The following is a 26,194-nucleotide window of genomic DNA, read 5'->3' on the forward strand; positions in this document are numbered from 1 at the left end:
CCAGTAGAATTTACACTGGCACCAAAACAAAGAAAACCCCGGCACGTATTGCGACCATACCGGGGCTTAGTGCGCTGAAGGTCTGATATTCACCAACGCTCGAACAGAATAACAAGGCTACCACAAAAAGAAAACCCCGAACGACGGTAGGTCAAATCCGGGGCTGCACCTCCGGCAACTATGACGGGCGGCCTTTGGTGCGGCTTCATAATCTCATAATAATGCCAAAAGAAAAGCCCCGGCGTGTTGAATGAAGGAAGCACGAGCCGGGGCTGCACCAAGACAGCTTGCGGACAATCTCAGCGCAAAATCTCAATAACAAATAACGCGGAAAAGAAAACCCCGACCGGTGTTGAGTTCGGTCGGGGTAGTACACTTTGATGGACCTGGAGGGGTTTTCACTGCGTACCAATTATAAGGTAAGTCAGCTGCTGTCGCTTTGCCAGCGCGCATCGCATCACTAATTCTTTAACATCGAAACGAAAAACCCCGGCGCTTCCACTCGATGCACCGGGGTGCCGCACCATTCAAACGCAAAAAAACGGTGTGCGTGAAAAGATTAGCAAACTTATCTGAAAAGAAAACCCCGGCAGGATCGCACAACCATGCCGGGGTTGCGTTCAAAAGCAATTATCAGGACCCGTTGAACGCAGCCTCTAAATTAGCAACGCTATACAAAAAGAAAAGCCCCAGAGGCGCTTGAAATCTCTGGGGCTAACCCCGGCAGGCGGGCAGCCATGAACCGGGGTTACTCACTGGTGCAACTCGAGCAATGCTTCGATCCGGTGAATAACAAAGATCTAGTGTCGCACATCTCAGCGTCAAGCGTTCGATACTAAAAACCCCAGCCGGAGGGAACCAACTGGGGTTACTCACTTTGCATTCAAGCGGGGGCTGTGATGCTGTGAACAGATGGAAAATTAGCGTTCATTCTCTCAACGTCAAGAGTTGAAAAGTAAAAAGCCCCAGCTCGTGGGTATCACTACCGAGCTGAGGCTCTGCATACGACCTGTCTGCGGTGACGTCCTTATGCATTAGCATCTTCTCATAAAAGTTCTGCAATGCAATGAACGGTAGCGTACAGAGAGGTGATAGTTTCAATCTCGCTGTACCCACAAAATCACGAGACATAGTAGGCCGAACCCTGCCATCGATATTGCCAAGGCCATATTGATAACGCTGATCCAGTCCATGATCCCCTCCTGATACAAAAGACGATGCTACAGTTTGCAGTTGAAGTGCACAAGTCGTGCAGCGAACGAAACCACACCCAGAAGTTGATGGCCGAGCAATAAAAAAGCCCCGACGAGAGGGATCAAGTCGGAGCTTTGCGCTCAGCAGTATTTGGCAGACCGTCTTTGCGCCACCTCATCATCTCATAAATCCACGCCTAATCAATGTACGACACCGTACAGTTAGGTGCATTTCCTGCCGAGGGCCGTACCAAAACTGCGTGCCATCCGCATATACAATTCCAAGGACAACAAATGAACAAAACAACGTTCTTCGCGTATGCGAGGCGCGCGCCTTTTGGCGGCCGTTTGAGCCAGGCTCAGGTTGATGGCACATCGGCTATCTTGGCCGAAGCCGAGCGCCGCAATCTACCCGACGAGCAGATTGCTTATATTCTTGCAACGGTCTTTCATGAGACAGGCGGCAAGATGCAGCCTGTTGTCGAAAATCTGAGTTACACCAGTGCGGCGCAAATTCGAAAGACATGGCCGAAGCGTTTTTCGTCGATCGCGGCAGCCCAGCCGTTTGTGAAGAATCCGCAGGCCCTTGCGAATAAGGTCTACGGCGGTCGCATGGGTAACGACAGCGTTAACGACGGCTGGACTTATCGCGGACGCGGCCTGCCTCAGATCACTGGCGAAGACAATTACAAAAAGTTCGGCATTGCCGATGCACCAGAGAAGGCGCTGGAGTTAGCCACGGCAATCCGCATCCTCTTTGAAGGCATGGTGTTGGGCAAGTTCACGGGCCGCAAGCTGAGTGACTTTTTCGGTAAAAGCAAAGCAGATCCGGAAGGTGCGCGTGTCATCGTCAACGGCACCGACAAGGCCACGCTGATCGCCGGCTATTACCGCAACTTCCTCGACAGTCTGATTGCTGCGCGGGAAATGAAAGCCGCTGCTCCTGATGACGCCAATCCTGACGACGTGCCGTTGCTCAAAGATAAGACGGTGCAGACCATTGTCGCAGCAGGTGGCGGTACGTTTTTGACCGGCCTTATCAGCGCCGTGTCGAACCCGTGGGCATTCCTAACCGTTGCGCTTGTGCTCGTCGCCATCGGTGGCGGCTTCTGGCTGTGGCATACGGGAAGGCTCGAACTGAAGAGGGTGGCGGCGTGACGTGGCTTGCAATCATAAAGGCACGCATGACAGGCTACGCCGTGGCAATCGCTGCGGCGCTTGCTGTCCTTGTCAGCGCTTATCTCAAAGGACGGTCTGACAGCAAATCAGTCCAGACCGCGCGCGACGCACAATCCGCAACCAAAGCAAGGAAGATAGAAAATGAAGTCAGCCGTCTTGATGACAGCGCTGTTGACGCTCGGCTTGCTAAGTGGATGCGCGACAAGCGGTAACTATTGCGACGTGGCGCGGGCGATATATGCCAGCCATGACGACACGTCAGAAACCAAACGCCAGATTCTGGCCGAGAATGAGAAAATGGAAAAGCTGTGCGGGGTACGGCCTTGAGTTCAGTTGCCCAAAGGCTCAGTCACTCCTGGGGTTTGCTCTTTCGGCACGAACGCCCGTCTTTCTTCGTACTTCACAATGAAGACTATAGCTGCCAATGCAACAACCACCGGCACCGCGATGCATAAAACCCGCAGAACCGCACCGAAGATTTCGCCAATCAAACTGTTCGACACCTGTCTCATGCCGCAATCATATCAGCAAAGACCTTAAGCGAACACAAAGGGGCACATTAACTATGTTTAATCTAGAGAGAAACGAAGCATGACCGGGCCTGAAATCATGGGCGTTGTCGGCTTCATCGTGATGCTGTTTGGCTTTTTCTTTGGCCTTTGGAAGTACGTCGACAGCAAGATAAACGCCGCGAGAAACGAAACAGCCGCCAAAGCTGACGCAGCCACAGCGCTCGCCGCACTAACGCGGCAGGAGCTGTCAGATTATAAACTGCGCGCGGCCGAAACCTTCGCGACAAAGGCCGGGATGCAGGAACAGACGTCGCAGATCATGCGCGCAATCGAAAGCGTTGCAAACCGCATTGATGGACTCACCGAGCGCATGGATCGTGTGTTTGAGCAGAAGACGACTAGGGCCAGGGGGTGAGAGGATACGTGTACGAAATGAACAAGAATGTACGTTCTGTTGGCATTTAAATGTACAAACTAACTTGACGGGCCCGTCATACAGCATTACTTACATAATCAGTTGAGCGGCTCCGTGTGCGTTTGGATCCTTCTGCTCTTGGTGTGTTCGAAAGAACATGAGCGTTGAAACGGTCGCAAATCGGGACGAGTTACCAAGCTCTTAGACAAGGTTCGCTCTTGTCAGCCCTCACTAAATTATCTTTTCCAACATATTTTTAGGTTTCGTTCAGCTCGCTTGGCGATTGCTGTAGTCACGCTCCAGATTTTTAGATCTTCATCCCAGAGACAGATTACTTGGTGAATAAGTTGGTCTCTATGCCGTTGGAATACAACCTTACCGTCATCTTGCACGCCGAATTCGTCGTATTCTTCCGCTACAAATCTAACGAAATCAATAATTTCATCAAAACCTAACTTCTTAAAATGTTCAACCCTTTGCTTGCTTTCTATGTGGGCCAAACCAAATCCACCGTTTCTGCCCTCAACTCCATTTAAAAGTTTAATAACTCCAGCAGGTATTCCTGCTGCCTCAGCTGCTTCTGGAGATACAACGCCCAAATCACCTTTACCATTGCGGGTGAAAACTGTACGCTTTTCTTTTGGTAAGGGCACTACGGGCCCAACAATCACGTTCATTCAAATAGCCCGCTTTAGTTGTATATAAGTGATATGACACCAAGCGGGGGTGCGTACAATCTATAAGAATGTATTTGAAGCCCGTTAGCCACAGCTTGTGAGTTGGCAATAGGTTAAAGGCGAGAATACTACGTTCGCATCATTCTCGCCGTCACACTTGACGCCTCTTTCACTTCCACCACAATGACAAACTGCGGGCCACCAACCCGCAAACCAACCAACACGAGGAGACTGTATGTCCAATGACAGACAGCGGGCGAACACGCGCCTTTCAAACCAAGAACTAACCCGCCGTGTTGCTGCTTATCAGCAGCACGGCACGATAACGAAGGCCGCTGCGGCTTGTGGCGTCAAGAAGTCTGCATTCCACGACAGTATTAAGCGCGCTGCTGAGCTCGGGTTGATGGGCCCGAAGGAAACGCTGCCCGGTTATGCAATCAAAAGCCTGACCGAGACACCTAACGGCACCTACATGCGCCAGACTAAAGAGGCTGGCCCTGTTTATGAAGCGACTGCCGGTTTGGCCGTTAAAGGCAAGACGACGCTCGTTAACAGCGAAGGCCGCATCGTCACGCAACACATCATGGAGCGTGCGGACGCCGACCAGCAGCGGGCTGCAATCACGGCCATGGTCGAAGCGCTCAAAGAAGACCTGCCGCGCGTATCTATCATGCCTGCTCCGAAGGGCTGTCGCGAGGATTTGCTTAATCAGTTCACAATCACAGACAACCATTTTGGAATGATGTCTTGGCGCGAGGAAACTGGCAGCGATTACGATCTGCGGATTGCCGAGCAGCTATTGCTTGATTGGTTCTCTGCGGCTGTAGCGCAAGCGCCTGACGCTCACACGGCCATTCTGGCACAGCTCGGCGACCTGATGCATCACGATGCACTTGAAAGTGTCACGCCTGCCCACAAGCATGTTCTGGACGCGGATAGCCGCCTGCAGAAAGTCATTCGCATTGTGATCCGCACGATCCGCCGCATAATTGATATGCTGTTGCAGAAGCATGAGCGGGTTCATGTAGTAATGGCGTCGGGCAACCACGACCCAGCCTCATCTGCATGGCTGCGTGAAATGCTGGCCGTAATGTATGAAGACGAGCCTCGCATCACCGTCGATAATTCACCTTCGCTCTATTACGCTTTCGAGTGGGGCAGCACGATGCTTGCCTATCACCACGGGCATAAGCGCGGTGTCACGAATATCGAAGGCACAATTGCTGGCATGTTCCGTGGAATGTTTGGCCGCTCGCTTCACGCCTACGTGCATCTAGGACACAGACACAGCGACGATGCCAGAAAAGGCACGCTGATGTATGTCGAGCAGCATGAAACGCTCGCGGCACCAGACGCTTATGCAGCTGGCGGCGGGTGGCTGTCAGGCCGATCAGCAAAGCGAATAACCTATAGCAAGCAGTTCGGTGAAGTCGGTCGCGATATTCTCCGGCCTGAAATGGTCGCTGGGAAGTATGCGGCGGCTAATGATAATGCGGCAAGCGAGAGGAGGGTTGCTTGAATACTGATGATATTTGGGATTCAGCACGGTGCGAAGCGGAGGGGCAGCTTGGAAAGGCGGCGATTTCGGGATTGCCGTCTGAATTCATCGCCAACAATCCGTATGCCATCGGCACGCAAGAGGCTGAGGAATACGAAGCCGCATTTGAACACTTCATAATGTCTGGCCTTGGCTACTAACCAACCACGCCGCCCAACAAGCGGCGTTTCACCACAACACGAGGAGAGAACATGCTTGAAGAAGCTGAAGACAAAGCCGCGCGAGCGGCTGTTGAAGGGCGCCCCGACGAAGGCCCTGTCACGCGCGTTACGCTGCGGGCTGACGGAATCGTACTCGGCACTAAAGGCGACGACGGTATCTGGATAGACACATATTTCATAAACACTCGGCCGCCCGTCGAGCAGCCTGCCGACCTCATCATCATCGAAACACCTTACAGCGGCGACGTGGACGGCAACATAGCATATGCACGAGCGTGCCTCTTAGACAGCCTGCGGCGAGGCGAGGCACCGATTGCTAGCCATTTGCTACACACACAAGTGCTGGACGATATGCAGCCCGATGAACGGTCCTTGGGGATAGAGGCAGGCCTTGCCTGGTATAGCGTGGCGACGAAATGCGTTGTTTACACTGATCGTGGTATCAGCGGCGGAATGAAGATGGGCATCGATCGAGCGATGCAGCACGATGTGGCAGTTGAGTACCGAAGCATTGAGAATAGGGCAGCGGCGTGATGGGCGAAAATATTGCAGCAATTAAACTTGAGCGTCACATCGAGGAGAGAATTGCAGCAGCCGTCCTTGCAGAAAGGCAGCGATGTGCTGCGATAGCGATCTGCGTATTCGACGATGAGGATGCGTGGTCGGATATACATAGAATTGCAGGAGGCATTATTGCCGAAGCCATTATTGAAGGAGAGACAGCATGAACCAATTCCATGTTGGGCAAAAAGTGGTCTGCATCGATTCAGTCGTTGGCTTTGAGCAATACCTCGAGGTGAAGGAAGGCGAGATTTACGAGATCGAGTGGATCGGACCTTTTGAGCATTATATTCATGGCTCTTATATCGGCGTTCGTCTCAAGGGTGTCGATCGCGGTACTTGCCCGCAGTTTGGTTATGAAAACCCGCCTTTTGCAGCGCGACGCTTCCGACCGCTTGTGGAAGATAAGCTGTCAGCGTTGCGCGGATTGCTTGCTGGCGGGCCTCTGACAGAGAGCTTCGAAGAGCCAAAGCGTAAGGTGAGGGAGGGTGTATGACGCCAATCAAATCCGACGGCGGTTCAACTAGCTATTATGAGCTGCCCGATGGCGCGAGCGAGCTAAACGACCTTATTGAGCACAAAGGCATGTCCTTTGCGCTCGGCAACATCTTTAAGGCTTGCTATCGTTTTGGCGAGAAAGACGCAGCCAGCCGCCTTTACGATCTGAATAAGATCATATTCTTTGCCGAGAGATTGAAGGCGCTCGAACTGCGCGCCAAAAATCGCACGGCTATAATTACAACCTAAGTTGTTTTAACCACACGTTAACCCTGATAGCATTTACTAAGTTGGCTGGCTGATCCAATCCGTACCGATCCCTCCCGCCAGCGAAAACCCAAAAAAACCCGCTCAGATCATTCACTGGGCGGGTTTTTCGTATCCTTGCAATAAAATAACCCTACCGAGGCAGGTCAAATTATCAGGTTACTTTTTCGGTGGGCCAACGCGATCGAGCAACTTGTAAACGATCTCAGCACAGTCATTCATTGACTCATCCTCAGAGCATTTCACATCTACCTTGAAGCCCTTATCCTCAACTCGAATGTGTGCTGACTTTTCGGGAGGAGGCGGACCTCTGTGTGGCGGAGGTGGTGGTGGCGTGCCCGGCGCTTCTGCAGATGGAGGTGCAGGTGGCTTAGGAGGCTCCTGCGCTAGTGCAGCGCTTGAAATCATAGTGAGTGCAGCGGCAGCAATAAGAACGTTCTTCATTGCATTACTCCTAGGGGTGTTTGCGCAAGAGAAACATGCGGACGAACCTTAGGTTCCTAGGCGAGTTGATCATATTTTTATGATTGCTGCCTGCAATAAAAAGCCCCGGCACGTCTCCCAACGTCACGGGGCTGCGCACGTGGGCATGACCCGTATTCCTCCACGCGGCGCGGCGATAATTTATCAAAGAGAATTATCGTTGAAAAGTGTATTTTAACTCTGTTGGACCGTGCCAGAGATGCGATGCCTGAATAAAACTAACCCCGCTTTGGCGGGGTTTTCTGTTTCATACGCTTTGTTATTCCATGTCAGGGATCTCGCCAAATTGGAAAATAATGGCTGGAGGTCCATATTCACCAATATCTGGGTCGGCTTCCCGGCTCCAGGCAACAATCCCTGAATGTTTACCTTCGAGGCCTGTCGCAGCTTTCATTGCGCGGCCTTCGGTCTCAAACGACATGGGATCGAATGCAGGAACGAGCTCACCGTCATCATTCTTATCAAAGGCAGCAACCACGATCAGACGCGCATTAGCCATTTAGGTCACTTCCCGTTGGTATCTTTGTCGAGATCGGAATTATCGCGGTTCGACGGTCCACCTGCTTTTTTCGAACCTTTGGCTTTACCTGTTTTAGGCTCTACTGGGCGGACAGGGGTGTTCGTAAACTTAATTGCCATGAGTCTTTCTAATTCGTCTTCGCTTCGGATGTTCTTATAATGTTCTCATTCTGCTCGAGAGTCAATTGGCGTTATCATCGCTAAGATATCACTTAGGAAACGCGCCGATGAATGTTCGAATGGGATTATGTTCGATGCCATAGCCAGTTTTGCCGCGATTGCATATCGACTGGCCGGAATTCGAGGGTGCAGATATCCAACTCAACAACAAAAAGCCCCGGCACGAGAGGTGTGATCGAGTGGCCGGGGCTGCGCTTCGCCTGGACCCAGCTTCCTGTCACGAAGCGCGGCAAAATTTTATCAAAATGATCTCGTTTTGGAAGAGAAAAAAGCTCATAAGTCTACACGCACATACGCGGATTATTTCTCTTTTTTCTCGACCTCATCCAACTTTCTTAAGAGTTCATCGAACTTGTCTGCTGCATTATGCTCTGCAGCGTGAATTTCTACTAACCCAAGGCCGATTGCTCGACCTGCTTCAGTCAGATGAACGTTTTTAAGTGATTTGGTCTTTTTGGCCGCGTGAATTAGTTCTCTATGGATAGGCATCAGCATGCTTTCAGCTGGAGGGCGCGGGCTAAACGTCCAGCAGAAAGCTTTGTTCCAAACTAAAAAAATAGTTAGCTAATTAACCTGTTTTGGACCAGTTGGCGTTATCTAAGTCCATATTCAAAAACTCTTTCGAATGCTTTTCTGCAAGCCTTGCAGCTAGTTCCGCACACTTTTCCATATCTCTAAGTCCACCATCGTACAGTTTGATGATAGTCTCTGCTAAGTGCGCTTCATCGTATTCCCTGCCGCTTTCTTCCAACATAATGGCGGCAATTGAGAAGCAACCTCTCATCGCTTCCAGTTCATCAGGGGCATACACTTTGCTGGATTGACTAAACAATGGCATCTTATCCTCCTCGGGATAGCGGAAGTCTCCTGTCCATTTTTACGAGCGAAAGTGCATACTGATACTTAAGGCGTAGCATATCAACCTTTATGTGCCTGAGTGACTAATTGCTCGGATCGGTTTGCTCCTATCATTCCATCAAAACAGGCTTCCTTGCCCTTCCTTGTTGTCATTACTCGGTGTCAGGTCGATCAAGTCGGTATCCGGCAATGGCTTCTGCATTACCTTCGCTTCATCCCATGGCGCACGTAACCAGGTATCTATTTCCTCAGTGGTGCGCAGAATGACCGGCATTGCCTTGGGATGAACTGGCTTAACCACGGCGTTAGGTTCGGTGGTCAGGAAGCCGAATAAATCGACCTCGACCGGCCCTTCTTTTTTCTTCCTCACGCCCTTCCATGTCGTCCAGATGCCCGCAAAGGCAAAGAGCGACTTTTCGTCGTTTAGAGCGAACCAGTGCAACGGCTTACGTTTCGTCTTTGGATCTGGCTCTTGTCCATATTCGGAAAATGATGTGGCTGGCACAACGCAGCGGCTTTCAACGCCTTGCCAGCGTCGCCAATGAGGGGAGGTGAGGTTACGAATGTTTGTCACGCCGCTGTCAGCTTCGCCCTTCACGTACATAGGCGGCGTCGGCATTCCCCACCGAAGATGTGCAAGCTCGTGCTCACCATCTGCCATGTTGCGCAGGACCGGGGCTGGGTAGTCTGGATAGACATCTAACTGCGGATCAACACGGTTCGTTATATCTCCGAACTTCGGAAACAGACGGCGCATGGCCTCATGTGTTGTGGTTATATTATAAAGATTGCACATGCGCTCCTCCTGCCGAAGGGAGGTAGCGCGCAATCTATCGCCGTCCAGCTATGTTGAAATACGGCATATGTCGTATGGCGCTCTAAATGGAATTGCCGTCCTCTGGATCTGGATGGCGCAACACGCCTGCGCGTTCATATTTGTGTTTCAGGCGAATTGCTGGCGAGGCCAGTAGAGGAGGGCATAATGAAAATCATTGCGATTTTAGCAATCGGATCAATCATGGCGTCGGGGACTGCATTCGCAGCTGTTCCACCGTCCTCGGATATCAAGCAAACCGTCAAGCAGGATCAGGCATCTGGGCCGGTATTCGCTGGCGGACCAGGCAGAATGCTTTCCCCATCCATCCCTCGTGGAGGCAAAGGCATTTATATACGATAAACGTCTAAAGTCTGCCTCGTTAATTCGAGGCAGGCATGCCTTTCACTTCCGTCCAGCTAGCGCGTCTTCACCTTGCTGCTTGTGTTCGTAGCAGAACCACAGCTGCCCAAACTTGGTTTTGTATCCGTAGGTGCCCCAAGCTTCGCATCCGTCCGCGTCACACCAATGCTCAAACCTTTTAATGCTTGTTCCAGCGACACCGCTTTCAGACTTATATCCGGACATATTTACCTCGGCGCTCTAAAAACAACGAACTCACTTTGCCCTTTCACAGTGCAAGCTCTGCATCTAAGTTTCCATTGCTGAGTTTTGAGAAACTCATTGGGCCCGATTTTTCGGCTAATTTCACCAATGTTCAAGTCTCGAACATGGCCGCACCTTGCGCAAAGGCCGCAGAGAACAGCCCACGGCTCCAGGTCGGCTATGCAAGTGAATTCGCCAATTTTCTCATAAGACGTAGGCCTGGGCATGCTGATTACCGAACGACGGTCCGTTCCCAATTACCATCACCAAATGGCTTGCCGCCGTGACGCCCCATGAAGACGCTCATTCGCCTTTCCGATGGAAAACTGAATACGCAGAAGTCGATACCCGACTTGCGTGCCATGCGGTGAGGTAGGCGAGCACCAAGCCGGCCGGCATCTCGGTGAACTTCACGTCGAGCGCATTTCAGTGCGTACGCTTCTGGAAGAGCAACTTGGAACGTTTTCATCACGCAGCCCTCTTGAAAGAACTGCCACGCTGGCCGTGGGTGAGAGCAAGGCGCGAAAGCTCAATTTCACGCGCTAGGAAATCTCGGTCTTTTAAAAGCGCTTCAATTGACGCACGAACGTCGCCCTTGTGGTAGGCTAGTACCAGATCTATCTCAGCGTCGTAGTTTCCCGAAACTCCATTCATGGCGCTCTCCATCGTTGAATTGCCACCCGTCAATGTTCTTGTTATGTTCTAGTTTTTGTGAGATGTCAATAATCCTGGTTAAATTGCAGCCGCGTGTGCCATGCGGTATCATGTGACGCGATTATCAGGAGATCATTTTGGCTAAAATTAAGAAGCGTTCGTGGGAAAACGCGAGCGGAAAACACGAAGCTTGGCAGTTGGATTTCACTGACAGGCATGGGAAGCGTCATCGAGAACAGTATGCAAAGAAACGCGAAGCCGAAGCTCGTCTTTCTGACCTTGTGACTGCGACAGGTGCCGCGACATACAAAGAAGCAGCTCAAAAGACGACGGTTGCTGACGTATGCGTTGATTATTATGAGGAGATGGAGAAGCGCAACAAACGTGGTGAAAGCGTTGTTCAGTCGTATCTCCGCACCACAAAACAGCACATCGATAATTGGATTGATCCAAAAGAGGAAAGCGCTGTTGGCTTCACCAAAGGAATCGGAACCAAAACACTGTCGGAACTGACGACGGCGGACGTGATAAAGCTTAGGAATGAAATGCGCGATGCTTCAGCCGGCGTTGTCACGACACGGCGTGTTCTCGGAACGCTGAGTCGTATTCTGAAACATGGCGTTGAGACGGATAAGGTGGGCGTCAATGTCGCCAAAGGTGTTCGAGTTATTGGCAAGCGCGATGAGGCCGGAGATAAGGTAACGCCACCTTCAAAGGCAGCTCTCGCTAAGATCCTTAAGAAAGCTGATGACAAATTAGCGCTACGAATCAGGTTCGCTGCTTCGTCAGGCCTGCGAGCTTCCGAGCAATGGGCGATACGTTGGGTGCATCTCGATCTGAAAAAAGGCTTCGTCTCGGTCGAAACGCGCGTGGATGCGTACGGTGAATTCGACACGACGAAATCATCTGCTGGTCGTCGCACTGTCCCGATCGGGAAGGCGATGCTTGAGCAGTTAAAAGCTTGGAAGGGTGAAACGAAGCACAGCGCGCCTGACGACTTCGTTTTCACTGACAGCACGGGCGGCTTTGTACGTCATACCAATTTTATGAAACGCGATTGGAAGCCGACGATCGAGCTGGCAAAGGTTGAAGCTATCGGCTGGCACGCTCTTCGACACTTCGCTATTTCGACTTGGATTGAGGCTGGCCTTACACCCAAAGCGGTGCAGACATTGGCCGGTCATGCGAGCTACGCAATCACTATGAATCGCTATGGCCATCTCTTCCCCTCAGACGATCATAAAGCCGCGTTCGACAGGATTGCGGAAACTCTCGCGTGATGATAGTTTGGCACATGAATGACACATCATGGTTATAAAGCATTGAAAAATAACACTTGATATACTGACTTTTAATCAGTAGGTCCAGGGTTCGAATCCCTGCGCGCTCACCATTTTCAATGACTTAGCAAACTTTAAGACTAGCTGTTTTACCTTTATTTTTTTATTTTAAACTTGTTCGTCAGTTTATTTGCTTAGCTTTACCCTCCTTCGAAATATTAGTTGCTACCCCAATCAATGGGTCGCGAAGCTTTGCGATACCGCCAGCTGTTAATCTACTTAGATTGCGTATGATTGTTTGGAGAATGATCATGCGCTTAACTTTAAAGCTTTTTATCATTTCAATTATTGCAATTTTGAGCGGTTTTAGCAGCCCTGCTTTCGCAGGAGTGGTGAGTTGCAACATCGTTCCGTTAGAAGGAACAGGTGCTCTGAGCAAAACTGTTACTCGGCCTGCTTGGCGCATTAAACCAGAACTGCCGGCATCGGAAGATTTTCCCTGGTATCCGCCTGCAAAGTCGCCGCAGCTTTATCAGTTTGATTGCTCTGACAATCCCAAGGGTAAACCGTTGTCTGGAGTTTCACCAAACATTCCTGTTCTCCAATTGAACAGGAAATAGCTCAGAGCAGATTCTGGTGCTCGGCTCTCGCATTTGTCGCAGTGACAATCCCGCCAAGGGATGAGATGAGCGATTATGAGCCTTAAAGCCAGAATTATCGGCGATAAATTTGAAGCTGCCCTTTGGGTGGCCTCAATTGCGCTCGTCATTCTGTTTCAGGGCATCGTAACATCCTATGCTCAGGCCTCGATGGTTGCATGGTCCAATGGTCCAACCGCAATCATCTGCTCGATCCATAACAATCAGGGAACGAGCGACGACGCGCCACTCAAGGATCTGGCGCGGTCCTGCTGCTCGACGCTTTGTCAGGCTGCGTGTGCCATAGGCACAGGTCTTGCGGCTCAGACGCTTTCATTTGCCTATCACGCCGTTTTCATTCCCTCGCACCATGTCGTGCGACTTGCGGTTCTTGGTCCACCGGATCATGTTGCGGAAACACATCTTCCCAGAGGCCCGCCCGCATTTTCAGCTCAAGCATGAATCAAATCCGACGTTACGTAGTTTTCGCGCATTCTAAGTGAGGCGCGATCGCGTGGCGTCCGGCTGTTTCACATAGGCTGGAGATGCCAATGTTTTCTATTCGTTTATTCGCAGATGCTGCACGATATGGGGTGCAGCTATGACAGATACTGTATTGTCGAAGCCCAAGTCCCGTTCTGCTGAGGCAACGCGCGTTGCCAGTTCAAGCTTGAAGGCTTTCATTACACGGCTGCACTTTTATGTCGGGCTGTTTGTGGGCCCGTTCATTCTGATTGCAGCGATTACGGGCACGCTTTACGTGCTGACGCCACAACTCGAAGATATGATCTATCGCGACCAGTTGCGCACGTCCTCTCTGGGGACCGTGCAGCCGTTGGCGGATCAAGTTAAGGCTGCGCGCGATTTTATCGGTGACGAACCAAGGCTCTTTGCTATGCGGCCATCAACCGGTCCGGGCTGGAACTCGCGTATTATGTTCAGCGAGCCGGGTTTGGGTGAATCGGAAAGTCGAGCGATTTTCGTTGATCCGATCACGCTGGCGATCAAAGGCGATCTCGTCGTCTATGGAACGAGCGGTATTTTGCCGTTGCGCGCGTCGATTGACTATCTGCATCGCAATCTCATGCTCGGCAATTTCGGGCGCTATTATAGCGAGCTTGCTGCTTCCTGGTTGTGGGTCGCCGCACTTGGCGGGGTTCTGCTCTGGTGGTGGAAGCGTGATGTTCGGCGCAATGCAAAGGCGAATGAGAACAAGCACCTACGCACCCGTCGCCTGCACGGACAGATAGGAATCTGGATCGCCGTCGGACTGGTCTTTCTTTCGGCAACGGGTATGACCTGGTCGCAACTGGCTGGTGGTCGGATTGATGACTTCCGTGCCGCTGTCGGATGGATCACGCCATCTGTTTCGGTGGCACTTGATAAGCCTGCTGTCGCGGCTGATCCCCATGCTGAACATCACGATCATGCAGATCATCAGGATCATGATGCTGCATCTGCAACGATTGACTATATTGGTCAGCTGGACGCCGTAAATCTTTTGTCGCGACAATCCGGCCTTGAATCGCCGATGCTGGAAATTCGACTGCCGCGCAATGCCGATCAGGCCTGGCTGGTTTGTGAATATGATCGTTCATGGCCAACGCAGGTCGACACGATTGCAATCGATCCGCGCGATATGCAGGTCATCAGCCGGGCCGATTTTGCAACCTTCCCGATCATCGCCAAGCTGATCCGCTGGGGTATTGATTTGCATATGGGTGTCCTGTTTGGCGTCGCCAATCAAGTCATCATGACTGTGCTGGGTTTGGCGCTGATCGGCACAATCATCTATGGTTATCGCATTTGGTGGCAGCGACGTCCGCCCGCGGGCAGCACACCGCGGACACTGATCCAGAGCTGGCTCTATCTTGGCATATCGCAGAGGTTCGTTGTTGTGCTGATTGCGGCTGTCATCGGATGGACCTTGCCGATGGTCGGTCTAAGCCTGTTGGTATTTCTGGCTATAGATTTGGTGCGCTGGAAACTGGCTACAATCGCCAAAATCTGAATTATAGAGGCACCGGCCTTGGCCGGTGCCTTTTATGAGCGTTAGCTCGCAGGGCGTGGCGGCAAGCCTGCGCGTGCCCGCATTTTGTCGAGCAGTGCTGCTGCAATCGGTTCATAGTTTTCATCGAAGTGATGCCCGCCCGACAGCTTCATCAGGTCAGCGCCTTTAAGCTCCGGCGCGGTGCAGGCGGTATCGTCTTCCTCTTCGCCATAGACGCAGACAACGCGATCAAGCGGAATTGTCGTGATGGCTGGAACAACGTCTTTGTCGCCATCCATACCAAGCCAGCCTTCAATCGAAACCTGGAATGTTGTGGTTGTTTCGACGCCAAGGAGCCCGATCATTTTCGTGCGATCCTGCAGCGCAGGATCGAGATATTTCCACGCAAAGGGGAACGTATCGGCACCAAAGGAATAGCCCAGAACTGCGACTGGCAGCTTGCCGGTTGGATCGGCTTTCTGGATCATGGCAGTTGTATCCCGGGCAATTTCTTCCGGTGTCCGTTCCGACCAGAAATAGCGCAGAGAGTCAACACCGATGACATGAACACCATGGGCCTGCAGCCACTCGCCAATTGATTTGTCGAGATCACGCCAACCGCCGTCGCCGGAATAAAACACAGCAACCATATCGGCATTGCCATTCTTTGCAGGCAGGTCGACGATTGGCAGAGCCTCGTTTTTTGCGTCCTGATCGGCCATGGCAACGACGTTATCGACCGCCATCTTCATGCGTGCCGGGAAATCTGGCCCGGATTGCAATACAGCAATCTTCTTCTGACGCGCTTCAACCGGGTTGTTTACTGGCGAGCCTGTCGGCCCGATAACCAGCGTTGGGGCAGGCATGTTGGCATTATAGCCATAGATAAAGCCGCCTTCCGGTGCCTTATTGGCTTCTGCTGCTTCCGTGCATGAAGGCAGAAGCGTTTTCGCAGGCGTTGGGTCGAGCGAAATGGCCCCTGCGATAGTTGCATCTGGCGAGTCCGATGCGGCGGCGTAAGCAATCGTTGCACCCTGACCAATGCCAGTAACGACGGGATGGAAATAGACATCCAGATCAAGCCCGCGCAGGGCTTCCTTGGCAATCGCCTCGAAATCGGAATCGAGGTAGTTGCACTCGCCATCTTCCTTGTCGAGCGCCGCACGCCAAGGGCCAAGCTCCACGGGCAATACGATGATGTTGCGTGCCAACATCGCATCCATATAGCTACGTTCTTTGTCGCCAATACCGTTCTCATCGCTCAGGAGAATGGCAAGGCCAACTGGATCGCTTTTGGGCATATAGACCGGAATGTTTGAAAGCCGCTCGGCGCTTGCATGAATGACAGGTTCGTCTGCATTGAAGAACTGCGCCCACTGACGGGCAATCTTGCCCGGATGAAGTGCGGCATAGGCACCAGCGCCACCGATCAGTGCCAGCCCAAGGACGGTCAAAAGAATGCGTCGCTTCTTCATTTGCGGATGAACTCCAGAGGGTTGCCGTTGATCAAGGTTGTGGCATCGATAAGAGTACGTGGTGTTTCAAGTCCGCCGGGACAGACCATATAGTGCGGCGTCCAGATCGGGTCGAACTTCTCTTTGAAGGCTTTGAGGCCATCAAAGTGATAAAGGTCTGCACCTCGACGATAAATGAAAGACCCGAAGCGGTTCCATCGCGAAGCGAGCCTGCTGCGGTTCAGGCCGGAGAGTGGCGCCGCACCCAGATTGAACCATTTATAGCCCTGATCCTTGCTATACATAAGCAGCTTGGCAAAAAGCGCGTCCATCAAAAGCTTATGGACATTGGGCATATAACGCATCAGATCGACGGTGATTTCGTATTTATCAGCGCCGCGCCAGAGATTGGCGAAAGCCACGATCTCGCCATCCTTTTTCAGAACGGCCACATCAAAGCGCTTCATGTAGTCATCATCGAAGTAACCGAGTGAGAAGCCTTTTTCGCTGCCGGACTTATGATCAAGCCATGCATCCGAAATTTCACGCAGACGCGGCACCAATGGAGGCACGTCTTTAACGCCAATGACTTCAAAGGTCAGTCCGTCCTTATCAACCTTGCGATCGGCATAACGGAACGGCTGGCGACGAGGGCCTTCAAGCGAGAAATCAGTCAAGTCGACGCGAGCGACTTCGCCGAGTTTCAGTGCCACCAGCCCCATATCAAGAAACAGCGGCAGACTTTGTGGGCCAACGCCGTAAAAGACTGTGCGTAGAGCCATTCGGTCGGCAAGGCCATGGAAGGACCAAGCAAGTTCCTTGGCTGCCTGTGCATTGCCGATAGGCTCACCCAGCGCAATCAGGCTGCCGCCAGACTGCGCATACATGATGAAGGCGCTATCATCAGGAGCGAGCATGAATTGCTTGTCACCAAGCATGGCAAGAGCTGCATCCGTATGCGGGCAAGCGGCCACAAGCGCGGGCACCGCTTCAGGAATGGAATAATCGCGCTTGCGTTTGCGCTGGCTGTGCCGGTTGATGATGGAATGAAGGCCAACAGCTGCCACCACCGCGAAGACGAGAACTGTCGCCCGCAAGAATCGCGGCGCGTTGTCGTTCCAGGCAAAATCCCACCAGAGATCGTTGGAATATTCGACGTGGCGATAAACGAAGAAGCCCAGCCATGTTGAAACGATAACAGTGGTGCCGACGGATGCAATCCAGCTCCAGCTCAGTTCAAACGGGCCGGAGATCGGGCGGCGATAGAATGAATCGCGGAAGCCCCATAGGGCGAAGGCAAAGACGCAGAGAATAGTCGCCTCTTCCCAGTCGAGACCCTTGGTGAGTGAGAAAACTGCACCGAAAAGCAGCAGTGCTAGTGCTGCAATCCAGGCGCGCTCCAGCCGCTTAAACAGGCCGCGTGCCACAATGAGCAGGGCAACACCAACCAGACTTGCAGCAAGATGCGATGTTTCGACAAAAAACTCAGGCACAATACCTGAAAGAATTTTGGTCCGGTTATGCAGATCTGGTGTGGCTCCTGAAACGAGCAGGATAATGCCGCCGAGGAAAATGATACTGGCAGAAAGGCCGGGAATGAGAGGTTCGACAAGTCGCTTGGCAAACTTGGCTTGTCGGCCAAGCATTTGTCTGCGGCGCATAGCTTCCCAGATAAGCAAACCAATCGTGGCAACAACGAGCGGCATGACCGTATAGATCACACGATAGGCGAGAAGCGCTGCGATCGCGTCGGGTTTTCCGCCAATGCCCAGGCCGGCAATGATTGTCGCTTCAAATGCGCCGAGCCCACCCGGTGCATGGCTGGCAATGCCAAGCACGATAGCAATCACATAGACCAGTGCGAAAACCGCAAAACTTGGAACCGCATCCTGAGGCATAAGCACGTAAAGAGTTGCTGCTGCTGCGCCGACATCAACAAGACCTGCGAAAATCTGGGTGATTGCACCCTTTGAGTTGGGCAGGCGAAGGCTAAGCGAGCCGATGCGTAGCGTCCGCTGACCGTGCGAAAGCCAATAAATCAGCCATGTGATGCCACCCAGAATGACGATGCCAGCAACAATATCGATGCGCGAGTCGATGGTGGAAATCCATGGCACATCTTGTGGGTCGATAAGCAATGCTGCTCCGACCATGATGATGAGTGCAAACCAGATTGCAAACCATGACGTGCCAACAATCTTGCCAATGTCGGCAAGGCTTATGCCTTCGGCTGCATAGATGCGATAGCGAAGCGCGCCGCCGGTGAGCAGTGAGAAGCCTATTGCATTGGAGATCGCATAGCCCGCAGCGCCTGCGACTGCCGCGATACGGCGCGGAATCTGGTTGGGTGCAATCGTATCAACCGCGACCACGTCGTAAAGCGCCACCGCTGCGTAGCTGAGCATTGTGAAGAGAACGGCGAGGCCGATAGTGGACCACGAAAAGCTGTGAAATGCTTCAAGCGTATCCTTGCGAGACGTGTTCTGAAGAAGGTTTTCCAGAACATAAATTGCCAGCAGAGCGATCGCTATACCGGCGACAGGAAATAGAAAATGTTGGTATCGCCTTAGCCAGCCAAATGACGTACTCGGTCCGCTGGTTACTACGGTAGGTTCATCATCATCAATTAGGCTCATAGGAGCGTCGTCCAGTTGGAGCAATCTAAAATCGCGCAGTGATCCTGATTTAGGGCGAACTTATGTTCGAGCGAGATGCCGCATTGAAAATACTAAAAGTAATGTCGAAGTTAGACGATATAGTTGAGCGAAATGGTTTTTGCTGCAAGCGCTTTGAACAGAGTGGGGAAAGAAAGCTCAATTTCTTCTAACTTTGATCAAAAACAAATGAATAGAGCTATTTATCTGTATCAGATAAAACCAGGTTCTATGTGAAAAATGAGGTTTTGGTGCTTAGTGTTTCTTATCTGACGGCTGCCGGTGCGGGTGCGCTGTCGTTTCTTTCGCCCTGTGTTCTGCCGCTTGTACCGCCTTATCTGTGCTATATGGCGGGCGTGAGTGTTGAGGACTTTCGTGCCGATAAAGAATCACGGATTGCTGCCGCCCCTTCGCATCGTCGTTCGCTAGCTTTTGCGGCTATCTGCTTTGTACTCGGTTTCACCACTGTTTTCGTCGCGCTTGGCGCGGGAGCTTCTTCTATCGGCGCATTCCTGCGCATGTGGCAGCAGGAAATCGCAATGGTGGCGGGCGTCGTCATCATTCTGATGGGCCTGAACTTTCTTGGTGTTCTGCGTTTTTCATTTCTGTCACGCGAAGCACGTTTTCAGGCGCGCAGTGCGCCTGCCACGCCTTTGGGCGCTTATGTCATGGGGCTGGCTTTTGCGTTTGGATGGACGCCTTGTATCGGCCCGGTTTTAGGCCCGATCCTCACTTTGGCAGGCGGCAGCAGCACTGTAGGCGAGGGTGCAGCACTGCTTGCGGTCTATTCGCTTGGGCTTGGTATTCCGTTTTTGATCGCAGCGCTTTTCTCTGGCGCGTTCATGCGGTTTTTGTCCCGCTTCCGTGTGCATCTCGGCAAGGTCGAGAAAGCGATGGGCGTTCTGTTGATTGCTGCAGGTATTCTTTTCCTTACGGGCGGAATGCAGTCTTTCTCATTCTGGCTGCTTGAAACCTTCCCTGCATTGGGCAGACTTGGATAAAGAGCTGTAAGCTTCCATATACGCTTTGATGCTATTGAGCAGAGAAGCCTTCAATCATTTTGGACGATACAATGACAGACCGTACCTGCCTTTCCATCGTGCTTGCCGCTGGCGAAGGCACACGCATGAAGTCGAATTTGCCAAAAGTTCTGCATCAGGTAGCAGGCCTGCCTTTGGTCTCTCATGTGGTCAAAGCCGTACAGGGAACCGGTAAGAGCGACGTTGCGCTGGTCGTCGGACGTGGTGCTGATGAGGTGCGCGGCGCTGTCGAAAAAGTTGCCGATGCTGTTTCTGCTTTCGAGCAGAAAGAACGTCTTGGTACGGCGCACGCAGTTTTGGCTGCGCGTGCAGCGATTGAACGCGGTTATGATGATCTGCTGATCGTCTTTGGCGATACACCGCTTATCGAAGCGCATTCGTTGCAAGCTGCGCGCAACAAGCTTTCAGAGGGTGCCGATGTTGTCGTTATCGGTTTCCGTCCCGCGAGCCCGCATGGCTATGGTCGCCTGATCGAAGAAGGTGGAAAGCTCACCGCGATCATCGAGGAAAAAGAAGCGAGCGAAGCGCAGAAGAAAATCGGTTTCTGCAATGGCGGACTTATGGCCGTTCGCGGAAGCCACGCACTTGCTCTTCTCGATGCGGTTGATAACAAGAACGCCAAGGGCGAATATTATCTCACGGATATTGTCGGCCTTGCTCATGACAAGGGCTTGAATGTCGTAGCGATTGAAGTGCCGGTTGACAATGTGATTGGCATCAACAATCGCGCCGAACTCGCTGAAGCTGAAAAAATTTGGCAGAACCGTAAGCGTCAGGAAATGATGCTTGCCGGTGTGACGCTGATTGCGCCTGAAACCGTGTTCTTCTCGCATGATACGCTGGTCGAAGCTGACGTTGTGATTGAGCCAAATGTCTTCTTCGGACAGGGCGTGCACGTGGGGTTTGGTGCACTGATCCATGCTTTCTCACATATTGAAGGCGCGAAGATCGGCGTGAGTGCTGAGATCGGACCGTTTGCGCGTTTGCGTCCGGGTGCAAATCTTGGCGAAAAATCTAAAGTGGGTAATTTCTGCGAAGTGAAGAATGCGCAGGTCGGCAAGGGCGCCAAGATCAACCACCTGACCTATATTGGCGATGCAACCGTTGGAGCGTCGAGCAATATCGGCGCAGGCACGATCACCTGCAATTACGACGGCTATAACAAATATAAAACCGTGATCGGCCAAAACGCATTTGTTGGCTCCAACAGCTCGCTTGTTGCGCCCGTATCGATTGGTGATAATGCCTATATCGCATCCGGCAGCACGATCACGGATGATGTGCCTGCGGATGCTCTGGCTTTCGGTCGTGCGCGACAGGAAACCAAAGAAGGTCGGGGAAAGATCCTGCGAGAGAAGTATGCTGCCATCAAAGCGGCTAAAACCTCTTCGAAATAAACCACCAACAGATGATTGAAACGGCAGTCCTTTGGGTTGCCGTTCAGCGTTAGAATCTTTAAATCGCAAATCAATGCGTGAATCTCGGATCTGGAGCACCCTATGTGTGGAATTATCGGCATTATCGGCAATGACGAAGTCGCACCGCGTCTGGTCGATGCGCTGAAGCGACTTGAATATCGTGGTTACGATTCTGCCGGTATTGCTACGCTGCTAGATGGCAAGCTTGATCGTCGCCGTGCGGAAGGCAAGCTGGTCAATCTGGAAAAACGCCTTGCAGGTGAGCCGCTTCCGGGCGTTATCGGCATTGGCCACACTCGCTGGGCGACCCACGGCAAGCCTGTTGAGCGCAATGCGCATCCGCATATCACGCCACGTCTGGCCGTTGTTCATAACGGCATTATCGAAAATTTTGCCGAACTGCGCACCATGCTTGCAGCGGAAGGCTACAAGTTCGAGACAGAAACCGACACCGAAGCTGTCGCACATCTCGTGACGCGTGAGCTGGAAAAGGGCAAGTCGCCGGTAGAAGCCGTGCGCGATTGCCTGCCGCAGCTGCAGGGTGCTTTTGCTCTCGCTTTTCTGTTTGAAGGCGATGAAGAAACCCTGATTGGTGCCCGTCAGGGACCACCACTGGCTGTTGGCTATGGCGAAGGTGAAATGTTCCTCGGCTCCGACGCTATCGCGCTTTCGCCGTTCACGGATACGATTGCTTATCTCGAAGATGGCGACTGGGCCGTGCTGACCCGCAAGGGCGTGACCGTCTATGATGAAAACAATGTAGAGGTTGAGCGCACGATTCAGAAATCGCAGACTGCAAATATGCTGGTCTCGAAGGGCAATCATCGCCACTTCATGCAAAAAGAGATGTTCGAGCAGCCGGAAGTGATTTCGCACACGCTCGCCAATTATCTCGATTTCACTACCGGCAAGGTGCGTCCGGAAGCAGTCAGCATAGATTTCAGCAAGATTGATCGTCTGACGATCTCTGCTTGCGGTACGGCTTTCTACGCAGCTTCGGTGGGTAAATACTGGTTTGAGCAGATCGCACGTTTGCCAGTCGACAGCGATATCGCTTCGGAATTCCGCTATCGCGAAATGCCGCTTTCAAAAGATTCGCTCGCGATGTTTGTTTCGCAGTCTGGTGAAACGGCAGATACGCTTGCTTCGCTTCGTTATTGTAAGTCACAGGGCCTGAAAATCGCCTCCGTGGTCAATGTCACTGGCTCGACCATTGCGCGTGAATCGGATGCTGTGTTCCCGACGCTTGCCGGTCCTGAAATCGGTGTTGCATCGACCAAGGCTTTCACCTGCCAGCTGTCGACCATGGCATCACTTGCTATTGCTGCTGCTAAAGCACGCGGTGCGATTGATGACAAGCGCGAGCAGGAGCTGGTGCGCCAGCTTTCGGAAGCTCCGCGCTTCCTTAATCAGGTTCTCAAGCTTGAAGACCAGATTGCTGCCGTCTGCCATGAGCTGGCCAAGGTTAATCATGTGCTTTATCTCGGCCGCGGAACATCCTTCCCGCTGGCGATGGAAGGTGCGCTGAAGCTCAAGGAAATTTCCTACATTCATGCCGAAGGCTATGCGGCTGGCGAACTCAAGCACGGCCCGATTGCGCTCATCGATGAGACCATGCCGGTTATCGTCATTGCACCGTCGGATCGTCTTTATGAGAAGACCGTTTCCAACATGCAGGAAGTGGCAGCACGCGGCGGTCGCATCATTCTCATCACCGATAAGAAGGGTGCTGCGGCAGCGAGCCTTGATACGATGGCGACCATCGTTCTGCCGGATGTGCCTGAGTTTATCACGCCGTTGGTCTATGCCCTGCCGATCCAGATGCTCGCTTATCACACCGCTATTCTGATGGGTACAGACGTCGATCAGCCGCGTAATCTCGCAAAGTCAGTGACTGTAGAATAAATTAAAACAATCGCTTATCTGGAAATTTTGACAGATAAATAGAAAAGGCCGCAGCGATGCGGCCATTTTCGTCTTTAATTTCGTGCATGTCGTTATCGGAAAACCGGTTCCCACTTTTCCGCGACATGCTTTATCCTGCGCGTAGCAGACGAATGGCCTCATCGCGACCGAAAAGATAGAGCAGAACGCGCAGTGCCTTTCCGCGTTCGCTTTCAAGGTCGGGGTCGCTGGTCAACACATAACGGGCATCTTTGCGGGCGATTTCCAGCAGGTCTCCGTGTGCCTCAATCGAAGCAAGACGGAAGCCTGGTGTACCGGATTGGCGGGTGCCAAGCAGCTCGCCTTCACCGCGCAGCTTCAGATCTTCTTCGGCGATGCGGAAACCGTCTTCCGTTTCACGCATCACCTTGAGACGCGCCTGTCCGATTTCACCAAGCGGACCTTTATAAAGCAGAAGACAGGTGGATGGTTTGTCGCCACGTCCGACGCGCCCGCGCAGCTGGTGCAATTGGGATAGGCCGAAACGTTCCGCATGTTCGATGACGATGATCGTTGCATCCGGCACGTCGACGCCAACCTCAATGACGGTGGTGGCGACGAGCAGCCGTGTTTCGCCCTGCTTGAAAGCGCGCATGGCTTCGTCTTTTTCAGCACCATTCATGCGGCCATGGATGAGGCCGATCTTGTTGCCAAAAACAGATTTGAGCGATTCAAAGCGTTCTTCGGCGGAAGTCAGCTCTACGACTTCGGATTCCTCAACGAGTGGGCAAATCCAATAGATCTTCTGCCCTTCGTGAACGGCCTTCCGAATACGCTCGACAAGTTCGCCCATGCGTTCCATGGGCAGAATGGCAGTGGTAATCGGCTGGCGTCCGGCGGGCTTTTCGGTGAGCTTGGATACATCCATATCGCCAAATGCGGTCAGAACCAGCGTGCGTGGAATAGGGGTTGCCGTCATCACCAGCATGTCGGGCGCGCTGCCTTTTGCCGTCAGCATCAGACGCTGATGCACGCCGAAACGATGCTGCTCGTCGATGATGACGAAGACGAGATCGTGATACTCGACCTTCTCCTGAAAAAGCGCATGGGTGCCGATAACAATATCGACTTCGCCGCTTTTCAAGCCCTCAAGCACGGCATTGCGTTCCTTGCCTTTTTCGCGACCTGTAAGAAGAGCGGCTTTCAGCCCAACCTTTTCTGCCAGAGGCGCAATGGTTGCAAAATGCTGCCTTGCCAGCACTTCCGTAGGCGCCATCAGGGCAGACTGACCACCAGATTCCGCAGCATGTGCCATCGATAAAAGGCCCACAACCGTCTTACCTGAGCCGACATCGCCTTGTAGCAGGCGAAGCATACGCTCAGGCGATTTAAGATCGGTGATGATTTCGCGAACCGCCTGATCCTGGCTCCCTGTCAGTTTATAGGGGAGGTGGCGCATGATTTCAGCAACGATGCGGCCATTGCCTTCCAGCGGACGCCCTGAAAGGCGGCGTGTTTTGGCACGCACGAGAGCCAGCGCAAGCTGACCCGCCAGAAACTCGTCATAAGCCAATCTGCGCCGCGTAATGCTTTCAAGCGCAATATCGCTGGGGTCTTCCGGCAGATGCATCGTGTTGAGTGCGTCTTTGAAAGCGGTAAATCGTTCGCGTGCAATCAACGGCCCGTCAATCCACTCGGGCAGCACCGGCACGCGTGTCAGAGCTTCTTTCATGGCGCGGCCAAGCGTTTTGGAAGAAAGCCCAGCCGTCAGCGGATAGACGGGTTCGACCATGGGCAGATTGGCTGCATCTTCAGGGCTTGCGATATAATCCGGATGTACCATCGAGGCACGCCCGTTGAACCATTCGACCTTGCCAGAAACGATTACAGTTTCGCCTTCGGGCAGCATCTTTTCAAGCCAAGGCAATTGCGCATGAAAGAATGTGAGGATGATTTCGCCAGTATCATCATGCGCAATTACGCGATGTGGGACATTGCCGCGTCCACGCGGTGCTGGCTGATGCTGATCAACCATCACCTCAAGCGTGACAATCGCGCCTTCCTGCGCAAAGGCTACCCCAGGGCGATTGCGCCGGTCGATCACACTGTGAGGCGGCAGGAAAAGAAGCTGGCCAACTTTTGGCTCGGCTCCGGGCACATCTGTGCCTAAAAGTTTGCCAAGCAAAGCTGCCACTTTCGGGCCAATGCCGGAAAGTGAGCGGACGGAAGCGAAAAACGGATCAAGCACAGACGGACGCATGGCGGGGAGCATTAACTGCTTTGCTTTTCTGTGCAAGCCTTTGAAATGGTTTTGTACTATTTTTGTTCTTATTGAGGAAACAGGTTCCCTCATCGCCAACAGATGCTATATACCGGCAACATATTTGTTAACGGAGCGCTTAAACAATGACTGGCAGCACACTTGCGGCAGGGAATCTTGATGTAAGGCGTCGCAAGCTTCTGTTCCGCGCCTGGCATCGCGGTATGCGCGAGATGGATCTGATCCTCGGCCAGTATGCCGATCAATATCTTCCAGACTTCACCGATGCACAGTTGGATGAGTTTGAGCAGATTCTTGAGGTGCTCGACCGAGATCTTTTGAAGTGGGTGACAGGCGAAAGCGAAACATCACAGGAATACGATACACCTTTATTCCGAGACATTATCGCTTTCCGCGACCGCATAGAATTCTGAGAATAAA

The 26,194-nt window shown here is 52.5% G+C and carries 28 protein-coding genes; 17 read left to right on the forward strand and 11 right to left on the reverse strand.

Features of this window, described 5'->3' with window-relative positions; all coding sequences use genetic code 11:
• Positions 1-1,487: 1,487 nt before the first annotated feature.
• Complete coding sequence (locus tag RT142_RS05830; RefSeq protein WP_313027903.1) at positions 1,488-2,351, forward strand: chitinase; 864 nt, start codon at positions 1,488-1,490, stop codon at positions 2,349-2,351.
• Positions 2,348-2,584: a hypothetical protein gene (locus RT142_RS05835; protein WP_313027905.1), complete on the forward strand. Its 237-nt coding sequence runs from the start codon at positions 2,348-2,350 to the stop codon at positions 2,582-2,584. The genes RT142_RS05830 and RT142_RS05835 overlap by 4 nt, the downstream gene beginning before the upstream one ends.
• Positions 2,585-2,701: 117 nt before the next feature.
• Here RT142_RS05835 and RT142_RS05840 read toward each other — a convergent pair whose 3' ends face one another.
• Complete coding sequence (locus RT142_RS05840; RefSeq protein ID WP_007878800.1) at positions 2,702-2,884, reverse strand: hypothetical protein; 183 nt, start codon at positions 2,882-2,884, stop codon at positions 2,702-2,704.
• Between the two features lie 79 nt (positions 2,885-2,963).
• On the opposite strand from RT142_RS05840, the gene RT142_RS05845 reads away from it, so the two are divergent.
• Entirely contained in the window at positions 2,964-3,299 is a 336-nt protein-coding gene (locus RT142_RS05845) for a hypothetical protein (protein WP_007878801.1), read from the forward strand.
• A 236-nt stretch (positions 3,300-3,535) separates the two neighbouring features.
• On the opposite strand, the gene RT142_RS05850 is transcribed toward RT142_RS05845, so the two are convergent.
• Positions 3,536-3,976 carry a hypothetical protein gene (locus RT142_RS05850; RefSeq protein ID WP_313027907.1) on the reverse strand — a complete coding sequence of 147 codons (441 nt, stop codon included), beginning with the start codon at positions 3,974-3,976 and terminating at the stop codon, positions 3,536-3,538.
• Between the two features lie 235 nt (positions 3,977-4,211).
• Between RT142_RS05850 and RT142_RS05855 the strand changes: the two genes are divergently transcribed.
• From RT142_RS05855 to RT142_RS05880, 6 genes are read left to right on the forward strand one after another with little or no spacing between them, the layout of a single operon-like run.
• Complete coding sequence (locus tag RT142_RS05855) at positions 4,212-5,495, forward strand: oxidoreductase (RefSeq protein ID WP_313027909.1); 1,284 nt, start codon at positions 4,212-4,214, stop codon at positions 5,493-5,495.
• Positions 5,492-5,674: a hypothetical protein gene (locus RT142_RS05860; protein WP_313027910.1), complete on the forward strand. Its 183-nt coding sequence runs from the start codon at positions 5,492-5,494 to the stop codon at positions 5,672-5,674. Before RT142_RS05855 ends, RT142_RS05860 begins: the two co-directional genes overlap by 4 nt.
• A gap of 51 nt (positions 5,675-5,725) precedes the next feature.
• Positions 5,726-6,229, forward strand: a complete 504-nt coding sequence (locus RT142_RS05865) for a hypothetical protein (RefSeq protein WP_313027911.1) — start codon at positions 5,726-5,728, stop codon at positions 6,227-6,229.
• Positions 6,226-6,423 carry a hypothetical protein gene (locus tag RT142_RS05870; protein ID WP_409450183.1) on the forward strand — a complete coding sequence of 66 codons (198 nt, stop codon included), beginning with the start codon at positions 6,226-6,228 and terminating at the stop codon, positions 6,421-6,423. Before RT142_RS05865 ends, RT142_RS05870 begins: the two co-directional genes overlap by 4 nt.
• Entirely contained in the window at positions 6,420-6,752 is a 333-nt protein-coding gene (locus RT142_RS05875; protein WP_007878808.1) for a hypothetical protein, read from the forward strand. Before RT142_RS05870 ends, RT142_RS05875 begins: the two co-directional genes overlap by 4 nt.
• Complete coding sequence (locus tag RT142_RS05880; protein ID WP_313027913.1) at positions 6,749-7,003, forward strand: hypothetical protein; 255 nt, start codon at positions 6,749-6,751, stop codon at positions 7,001-7,003. The genes RT142_RS05875 and RT142_RS05880 overlap by 4 nt, the downstream gene beginning before the upstream one ends.
• 177 nt (positions 7,004-7,180) lie before the next feature.
• On the opposite strand, the gene RT142_RS05885 is transcribed toward RT142_RS05880, so the two are convergent.
• The 6 genes from RT142_RS05885 to RT142_RS05910 all read right to left on the reverse strand — a co-directional run bounded on the left by RT142_RS05885 (position 7,181) and on the right by RT142_RS05910 (position 11,135).
• Complete coding sequence (locus RT142_RS05885; RefSeq protein WP_113159104.1) at positions 7,181-7,465, reverse strand: hypothetical protein; 285 nt, start codon at positions 7,463-7,465, stop codon at positions 7,181-7,183.
• 298 nt (positions 7,466-7,763) lie between these two features.
• On the reverse strand, positions 7,764-8,003 hold the full coding sequence (locus RT142_RS05890) for a hypothetical protein (RefSeq protein ID WP_313027914.1): 240 nt from the start codon (positions 8,001-8,003) through the stop codon (positions 7,764-7,766).
• 500 nt (positions 8,004-8,503) lie between these two features.
• Complete coding sequence (locus RT142_RS05895; RefSeq protein ID WP_313027916.1) at positions 8,504-8,698, reverse strand: hypothetical protein; 195 nt, start codon at positions 8,696-8,698, stop codon at positions 8,504-8,506.
• A 73-nt stretch (positions 8,699-8,771) separates the two neighbouring features.
• Positions 8,772-9,041: a hypothetical protein gene (locus tag RT142_RS05900; protein WP_313027917.1), complete on the reverse strand. Its 270-nt coding sequence runs from the start codon at positions 9,039-9,041 to the stop codon at positions 8,772-8,774.
• Between the two features lie 138 nt (positions 9,042-9,179).
• Positions 9,180-9,857, reverse strand: coding sequence for an SOS response-associated peptidase (locus tag RT142_RS05905; protein WP_313027919.1), 678 nt, complete (start codon positions 9,855-9,857; stop codon positions 9,180-9,182).
• A 1,092-nt stretch (positions 9,858-10,949) separates the two neighbouring features.
• Positions 10,950-11,135 carry a hypothetical protein gene (locus tag RT142_RS05910; RefSeq protein ID WP_007878841.1) on the reverse strand — a complete coding sequence of 62 codons (186 nt, stop codon included), beginning with the start codon at positions 11,133-11,135 and terminating at the stop codon, positions 10,950-10,952.
• Between the two features lie 137 nt (positions 11,136-11,272).
• Here RT142_RS05910 and RT142_RS05915 point away from each other — a divergent pair, with 137 nt between their 5' ends.
• From RT142_RS05915 to RT142_RS05930, 4 genes are all read left to right on the forward strand, one after another.
• A complete protein-coding gene (locus RT142_RS05915) occupies positions 11,273-12,415 on the forward strand; it encodes a tyrosine-type recombinase/integrase (protein WP_313027920.1) in 1,143 nt (380 codons plus the stop codon).
• A 311-nt stretch (positions 12,416-12,726) separates the two neighbouring features.
• Positions 12,727-13,035 carry a hypothetical protein gene (locus RT142_RS05920; protein ID WP_146112690.1) on the forward strand — a complete coding sequence of 103 codons (309 nt, stop codon included), beginning with the start codon at positions 12,727-12,729 and terminating at the stop codon, positions 13,033-13,035.
• Positions 13,036-13,110: 75 nt separating this feature from the next.
• Positions 13,111-13,515 (forward strand): hypothetical protein, encoded by a 405-nt coding sequence (locus tag RT142_RS05925; RefSeq protein WP_112808790.1) that lies wholly within the window; start codon positions 13,111-13,113, stop codon positions 13,513-13,515.
• Positions 13,516-13,654: 139 nt separating this feature from the next.
• Complete coding sequence (locus RT142_RS05930) at positions 13,655-15,064, forward strand: PepSY-associated TM helix domain-containing protein (RefSeq protein ID WP_313027922.1); 1,410 nt, start codon at positions 13,655-13,657, stop codon at positions 15,062-15,064.
• A gap of 41 nt (positions 15,065-15,105) precedes the next feature.
• Here the strand turns inward: RT142_RS05930 and RT142_RS05935 are convergent, their stop codons facing one another.
• Both RT142_RS05935 and mprF read right to left on the reverse strand, forming a co-directional pair.
• On the reverse strand, positions 15,106-16,518 hold the full coding sequence (locus tag RT142_RS05935; RefSeq protein ID WP_313027923.1) for a virulence factor family protein: 1,413 nt from the start codon (positions 16,516-16,518) through the stop codon (positions 15,106-15,108).
• Positions 16,515-19,133: a bifunctional lysylphosphatidylglycerol flippase/synthetase MprF gene (gene mprF, locus RT142_RS05940; protein ID WP_313027924.1), complete on the reverse strand. Its 2,619-nt coding sequence runs from the start codon at positions 19,131-19,133 to the stop codon at positions 16,515-16,517. Before mprF ends, RT142_RS05935 begins: the two co-directional genes overlap by 4 nt.
• A 269-nt stretch (positions 19,134-19,402) precedes the next feature.
• Between mprF and RT142_RS05945 the strand changes: the two genes are divergently transcribed.
• The 3 genes from RT142_RS05945 (at position 19,403) to glmS (ending at position 23,514) form a co-directional block, all read left to right on the forward strand.
• Positions 19,403-20,152, forward strand: a complete 750-nt coding sequence (locus tag RT142_RS05945) for a cytochrome c biogenesis CcdA family protein (RefSeq protein ID WP_313027926.1) — start codon at positions 19,403-19,405, stop codon at positions 20,150-20,152.
• Positions 20,153-20,223: 71 nt separating this feature from the next.
• Positions 20,224-21,588, forward strand: a complete 1,365-nt coding sequence (gene glmU / locus RT142_RS05950; protein WP_313027927.1) for a bifunctional UDP-N-acetylglucosamine diphosphorylase/glucosamine-1-phosphate N-acetyltransferase GlmU — start codon at positions 20,224-20,226, stop codon at positions 21,586-21,588.
• A gap of 102 nt (positions 21,589-21,690) precedes the next feature.
• A complete protein-coding gene (gene glmS, locus RT142_RS05955; RefSeq protein ID WP_007878851.1) occupies positions 21,691-23,514 on the forward strand; it encodes a glutamine--fructose-6-phosphate transaminase (isomerizing) in 1,824 nt (607 codons plus the stop codon).
• Between the two features lie 130 nt (positions 23,515-23,644).
• Here glmS and recG read toward each other — a convergent pair whose 3' ends face one another.
• Positions 23,645-25,765 (reverse strand): ATP-dependent DNA helicase RecG, encoded by a 2,121-nt coding sequence (gene recG, locus RT142_RS05960; protein ID WP_313027928.1) that lies wholly within the window; start codon positions 25,763-25,765, stop codon positions 23,645-23,647.
• A gap of 134 nt (positions 25,766-25,899) precedes the next feature.
• Between recG and RT142_RS05965 the strand changes: the two genes are divergently transcribed.
• The gene (locus RT142_RS05965; RefSeq protein ID WP_313027929.1) at positions 25,900-26,187 is read left to right on the forward strand and encodes a succinate dehydrogenase assembly factor 2; all 288 of its coding nucleotides are present in this window, start codon (positions 25,900-25,902) and stop codon (positions 26,185-26,187) included.
• Positions 26,188-26,194 lie beyond the last annotated feature (7 nt).

Origin of the sequence: Brucella sp. (assembly GCF_032066345.1) — a bacterium.
In the GTDB taxonomy this organism is placed as follows: Bacteria; Pseudomonadota; Alphaproteobacteria; order Rhizobiales; family Rhizobiaceae; genus Brucella; species Brucella pseudogrignonensis.